Annotated in this window: 6 protein-coding genes; 3 read left to right on the plus strand and 3 right to left on the minus strand. The window is 59.1% G+C overall.

Going from position 1 to position 5,532, the window contains the following annotated elements; genetic code table 11:
* Together QJT82_RS44310 and QJT82_RS44315 are read right to left on the minus strand one after the other, a co-directional pair.
* The coding region (locus QJT82_RS44310; RefSeq protein WP_281446713.1) for a hypothetical protein at positions 1–3,463 on the minus strand (3,463 nt) is incomplete at its 3' end.
* A gap of 647 nt (positions 3,464–4,110) precedes the next feature.
* Positions 4,111–4,368 carry a hypothetical protein gene (locus QJT82_RS44315; protein WP_014498629.1) on the minus strand — a complete coding sequence of 86 codons (258 nt, stop codon included), beginning with the start codon at positions 4,366–4,368 and terminating at the stop codon, positions 4,111–4,113.
* A gap of 67 nt (positions 4,369–4,435) precedes the next feature.
* Here QJT82_RS44315 and QJT82_RS44320 point away from each other — a divergent pair, with 67 nt between their 5' ends.
* The 3 genes from QJT82_RS44320 (at position 4,436) to QJT82_RS44330 (ending at position 5,262) form a co-directional block, all read left to right on the plus strand.
* Positions 4,436–4,678, plus strand: a complete 243-nt coding sequence (locus tag QJT82_RS44320; RefSeq protein ID WP_011090956.1) for a helix-turn-helix transcriptional regulator — start codon at positions 4,436–4,438, stop codon at positions 4,676–4,678.
* 114 nt (positions 4,679–4,792) lie between these two features.
* Positions 4,793–5,026 carry an AlpA family phage regulatory protein gene (locus QJT82_RS44325; RefSeq protein ID WP_223153795.1) on the plus strand — a complete coding sequence of 78 codons (234 nt, stop codon included), beginning with the start codon at positions 4,793–4,795 and terminating at the stop codon, positions 5,024–5,026.
* Positions 5,026–5,262: a hypothetical protein gene (locus QJT82_RS44330; protein ID WP_014498628.1), complete on the plus strand. Its 237-nt coding sequence runs from the start codon at positions 5,026–5,028 to the stop codon at positions 5,260–5,262. The genes QJT82_RS44325 and QJT82_RS44330 overlap by 1 nt, the downstream gene beginning before the upstream one ends.
* A gap of 3 nt (positions 5,263–5,265) precedes the next feature.
* On the opposite strand, the gene QJT82_RS44335 is transcribed toward QJT82_RS44330, so the two are convergent.
* Positions 5,266–5,409, minus strand: coding sequence for a hypothetical protein (locus QJT82_RS44335; RefSeq protein WP_196238411.1), 144 nt, complete (start codon positions 5,407–5,409; stop codon positions 5,266–5,268).
* Positions 5,410–5,532 lie beyond the last annotated feature (123 nt).

Consider the following 5,532-nt stretch of genomic DNA (forward strand, 5'->3'; position numbering starts at 1 on the left):
CCTCGCTCAACCACGCCAAAGCGTCATCGTCCGAGTGGGCGGACACCGGAGAAAGCCCCTGCGGCGAGCCGAGCTGTCGAGCGCCCTGGTGATGCCCCGGTACCGGCCCGGCAAACGGCGGCGGAAAGCCAGGCGCCCGGCTCCAAGCATTGTCGCGCAACTCAAATGATGTGGGCGAATTCGGATTAAACGATACCTCAAGACCGCCGTAGGTGTCTGAGCAAGCCCTGGCAGAAGGCGCTGGCGCAAAGTGAGCACTGTCATCCAACTCGGCCACATCCGGATCAAGGAGTGCCTCAAATCCACGATAGAGATCCTGAGCCCTGGCAGTTGATGGTGATGCCGGTTCTTGCATCTGCCGCGCAAGCTCCTCGCTCAACCACGCCAAAGCGTCATCGTCCGAGTGGGCGGACACCGGAGAAAGCCCCTGCGGCGAGCCGAGCTGTTGAGCGCCCTGGTGATGCCCCGGTACCGGCCCGGCAAACGGCGGCGGAAAGCCAGGCGCCGGGCTCCAAGCATTGTCACGCAACTCAAATGATGCGGGCGAATTCGGATTAAACGACACCTCAATACCGCCGTAGGTATTTGAGCGAGCCCTGGCAGAGTGCGTTGGCGCTGCTTCCACGGTCGGCCGGGCAGGTTCCTGCCCAGCTTGGACTATGTCCTGCGCCTGCTCAGGAGGAACCTCGGGCCACGATGGGCCGTCTTCCACCATTAAGCGCAGATCCTGATCGTAACCTTCCGGGAGGACCAATGGCCGACTGACAGCTCGCTGCCGCGCGCTGTGCTGCGCAGCGGCGCCCCCGACGTACATCGCGACCGCATGCGGCGCCGTGACATCTTCGTAGCCGCTCCGCAGCAGCATCGGCTGCGTCTCCCATGACGACGTACCCTGTTGATGGGTAGGCGCCGGTGTCGGCTGGCCGCCTGAATTGGCGATCTCGCTCAGCTGCCGCTCGCCGGCAACGCCTTGCGGATTGTTTAGGGTCCTCTGCCTCTTCGCTGGCCTCAACTCAGCTGTGTCATGCTCATCGTTGATGAGGACCTCCTCGCTTGGCAGGCGGTTGCTCCTGGCAAGCGCAGCCATCGGCTCGTCCGGGGACTGCTGGCGGTCGGGCTCTCCGGGATCCGGTGCCTGGTCATGGCGCGCGGCTGGCTCGAGAGATGACGACGAGCGGGGTTCGTCCATCAGCCCCAAAAGCAAATCCTGATCGCGGCCTTCCGCGGGAAGCTCCTCTGGCCGACGGCCAGTTTCCTGCGACGCGCTGTGCTGCGCAGCGGCGGCGTCGACGCGCCTCGGCTCCATCAGTACCGTGTCTTCGGGATTGATAAAGGCCACGTTCTGGGGGTGAGGATTCAGCTTAGCGCGTCGTGAGATCGGCACTTCGCCCGTCGACCGCAAGGTCCGGAGATAGTCGATTGCCTGAACGAGTCTCTTTGGATTACCCTCTCCGGTGAACTCGAGCACCTCACCGCCATCGGTCAGCGACTTATTGTCGAGCCGATCACGAATGCTCGGTTTTTCTTTTGCGAAAAGCCAACGGCTAAAGCTACGAAGGGAACCTCCGTGCTGCTCGGCAGCGGATTTGCTGAACCCGCCCTTGATGAGGGCCCTCTCAAGCCCCGAAATAAGGGGAGCATCCACGGAATAAAGAGGCTGCTTCCTCTTCCCTATCACAATCCAAGTTGACTGAGCCGACTGCGGCGCCGAGGACGACGGGCCGGGTTCATCCATCAGCCCCAAAAGCAAATCCTGATCATGGCCTTCCGCAGGAAGCAATTCCTCTGGCCAACTGCCACCCTTCTGCGACGCAATGTGCTGCGCAGCGGCGTCGCCGACCCGCCTCGACTCCCTCAGGGCCGCCTCTTCGGGATCAATATGGCGCTCGTGCTCCATCGCCTCAGCGCCGGCCTGCGATTTTCGGAGACGAGCCAGTGCGGCACCAATCCTGGAATCAGCACCGGCGACCTTCCTATAGCTCTCGACATCTCCATCAAACGACGTGCCGAGCCCAGCAGCAATGCCCGGCCTGTTGTTGTCACGCAGGTAGTCGCTGAAATTGCGAAGAGCAGTTGCATCCCTCTTGCCGGCATCTGTCGCTACTTCGTTTTTGTACTCTTTGATGAGTGCCGCGTCCTGGGGATAAGGATGCAACTCAGTGCGGCCTGCGATCGGCACGATTCCGCCCGTCGACCGCGAGGTCCTGAGATGGTCTATTGCCCTATGGAGTGTCGCGGGACGCTTTTCGAACAACTCGCGCGCATCAGCGGTCAGTGACTTTTCGTCGTCGAGCCGAGCAGCAATGGGATCTTTGTTATTTGCGTAGAGCCTCTGGCCAAAGCTGAGAAGAGTACGTACATGGTCCTTGGCGGTGCCTTCGGCGGCCCCGCCCTTGATGAGGGCCTTCTCAAGCCCCGAAATAAGGGCAGCATCCTCGGGATAAAGAGGCCGTCTCCTCCTCCCTCTCAAAATCCCAGTTGACTGAGTCGGCTGCGGCGCCGAGGACGACGCGCCGGGTTCGTCCATCGGCCCCAAAAGCAAATTCTGATCATGGCCTTCCGCAGGAAGCAATTCCTCTGGCCAACTGCCAGCTTTCTGCGACGAACTGTGCTGCGCAGCGGCGTCGCCGACCTGCCTCGACTCCTTCAGGGCCGCGTCTTCGGGATCAATATTGCGCTCGAGATCCATCGCCTTAGCGCCGGCCGACGATTTTCGGAGACGATCCAGCGCGACACCGATTTTCGAACGAAAAGCGGAGACTTTCTTATAGCTCTTAACATCTTCATTTAACAACTCGCCGCGAAGCCGACCAACAATACCCTTCTTGTTGTTGTCACGCAGGTAGTCGCTGAAATTGCGAAGAGCGGTTGCATCCCTCTTGCCCATCTCTGACGCTACTTCGTTTTGGTACTCTTTGATGAGTTCCGCGTCCTGCTGATAAGGATTTACCTCAACGTGGCGTGTGATCGGCACGACTTCGCCGGTCGACTGCGAATTTCGGAGATGACCTATTGCTGTAAGAAGTTTCCAGGGCTCACCCTCTCCGCTGAACTCGCGCGCATCTTGAGACAGCGATTTTTTGTCGTCGAGCCGAGCAGAGATGCCCTTTTTGTTATTTGCGGAGAGCCAATGGCCAAAGCCGCGAAGAACACGTAAATAGTTATTGGTGGTGCCTTTGGCGGCCCCGCCCTTCGTAAGGGCCTTCTCAAGCCCCGAGATAAGGCGAGCATCCTCGGAGTAAAGGATCTGATTGCACTGCCTCCCTATCAAAACCTCCGTTGATTGAGCCGGCTGCAGCGCAGCGGCGGCCGGCATTGCTCCACCACCCACACCTGAACTGCTGATCTCTCTCAATTGCCGCTCAAAGGTCGCCGCGGCTGCAGACGGAGCCGCGGGTGAGCTCTCTTGCGGACCCGTGCTGCCCGATTGTTCATGCACCGACTTGGTCAAGGGGAAATCCATCCGTCCTCTTCAAATATGAACCTGGGCTATCGATCTGACATGCCGGGCAATCAGCAACAAACCGCCCTTTACAGCGCCGGCAGGCACGCACCGTGAGCATCGGCAGCGGATGTTCTTCCAAGGGGATCAGCCCTGTATGTTTGTTAAACTTAAATGGGGAAGCTGTCGAGAACCTGATGACGACAATTGCCGCGCCAAGACAGCATGGCGCATGTGCCTGCGCGCTTCGCCGTCAACAGCCGATAGACCGAAGATTCAGAGACAAAATACTGCTCCTCATCGGTGAGGCGTACGGCCAGCTTTCGCGGCGAGGACTATCTCCAGCCAACATCTTTGTGAATCGACGCTGAACATTGACCCATCAAGCACTTGGGACGCCGATCGGCGTCCGGACCCCATATGGACCCCGCCCGATTGCAACGACCGACTTGATCAGGATCGACGGCCACAACTACTGACGTATATCCGGCTTCTTGATGCGGCTGGACAACGTCTTCGCCGCGAGCCTCGATGGTTTTCGCATGCTTCTGTGAATCGGCGCGGGGGTCCGACGCCGATCGGCGCCGGGGTCACTTTTCCGGCACTTGAAAAATCAAGACGTTAGCCCACGAGATAGACTGATTGAGGGGTCAAATTTCGATCCGCATTCACATACGATCGAGCCACTCCTGCTCGTAGGGCAATTCGTCGAGCAGCAGCAGGGCTTTCTTGCTCAGATCCCGCCAGTCTGCGGCGGGCGCCTCAAGGATCCTCTCCGCAATTCCGCATGCGGTGTGGGTCATCTCCTCAACGATCTCGCTGGGAAGCGGCCCACGGGCCAGGTCGGTCAATCGGCGATGGGTGTAGAGAAACTGCGAAAGGGTGGTGGGTCGTTCAGCGGACGGAAATGAGGCGGCTTGCAGCATTGGGCGGGTTCCTTTATTGTGCATCTATCACCTCTATGGTGACAAATGCACTATACAGGAATTAACCATGGTGACAAGTGCACAAATTAGGGCGGCGCGCGGTTTGTTGAACTGGACCGTTCGAGACCTTGCGGAGAAATCGGGTGTGCACAGAAACACCGTGACGAGGGTTGAGACCGACGCGACGGCACCGGGTCATTCGATAGCCGCCATCCGCGCCGCCCTCGAATCTGCCGGCGCCATCTTCCTGGCAGATGGTCAATCGATCGATGGCGGCCCTGGTGTGAGGCTGGCGAAACCGAAGGCCTAGCTGCCCACACCTATCGGGGCGCTTCGGCGCGTCCATAGGGATGTGGGTGCTGCCCTATTGTAAAGCCACACTCCCATTCCAGCGTGCGGCGGCAGCAACGATTCGGTGGCGCCCGTGTCGACCGTTGATCTCAACGCCCTCGCGACAGATCAGTATCTCAACGCCAAGCAAGTTCGCGAGCGCTACGGCAGCGTATCGAACACTTGGCTATTCCGGCGCATGCGCGATGCGGCCTTTCCGCAACCGTCGACGCGCCTCGGTGGCCGCACCAGGTTCTGGCTTCTATCCGAGTTATTGGAGTGGGAGCGGAGCAAGCTCCCTATTGACGCGGACAGCGTAGGCGAATGATGACCAAACGGTTCGCGATCCGCAGTGACGAACCAATCACGGTCGATACACTGGAGCGTTGCTTGGATTGTCTTGCGATCCTAATGGATCAGTCGCCACAAGGCGGTGAAGTCTATCTCCCGATCTTCGAGCGGCTTGAATCAGAGCTTGCCACTGCGAAAGCGAAGGAAGACATGATGGAGCGAGCGCGCGTTAGGGCCGCGCGGTTTATGCAAGAGCACTCGATTAAGAAGTAGCCGCTACGTCTTGGCTGACTTACGGAATTTTTCCGCATTCTCCGCAGCTACAGCTAAGGCCCGCGACAACTCAAGCGCCTGCTCCACTGTCACTTGGAAGTGAACGCCGACAATGCTTGCAATGACGAGCGTGATTTCGTCGTCCATCTGCTCAACACAGATCGCCGCCGATTCATTTAGTTCGATCTCAGCAATTAGGGTCCAGACTCAATTGAGCCAATATGCGACGAGAGCGGCGAGATGAACAGCGGCCAAAAAATTACGGGCGAG

The organism is Bradyrhizobium sp. Mp19, assembly GCF_029952935.1.
Taxonomy (GTDB): Bacteria; Pseudomonadota; Alphaproteobacteria; order Rhizobiales; family Xanthobacteraceae; genus Bradyrhizobium; species Bradyrhizobium elkanii.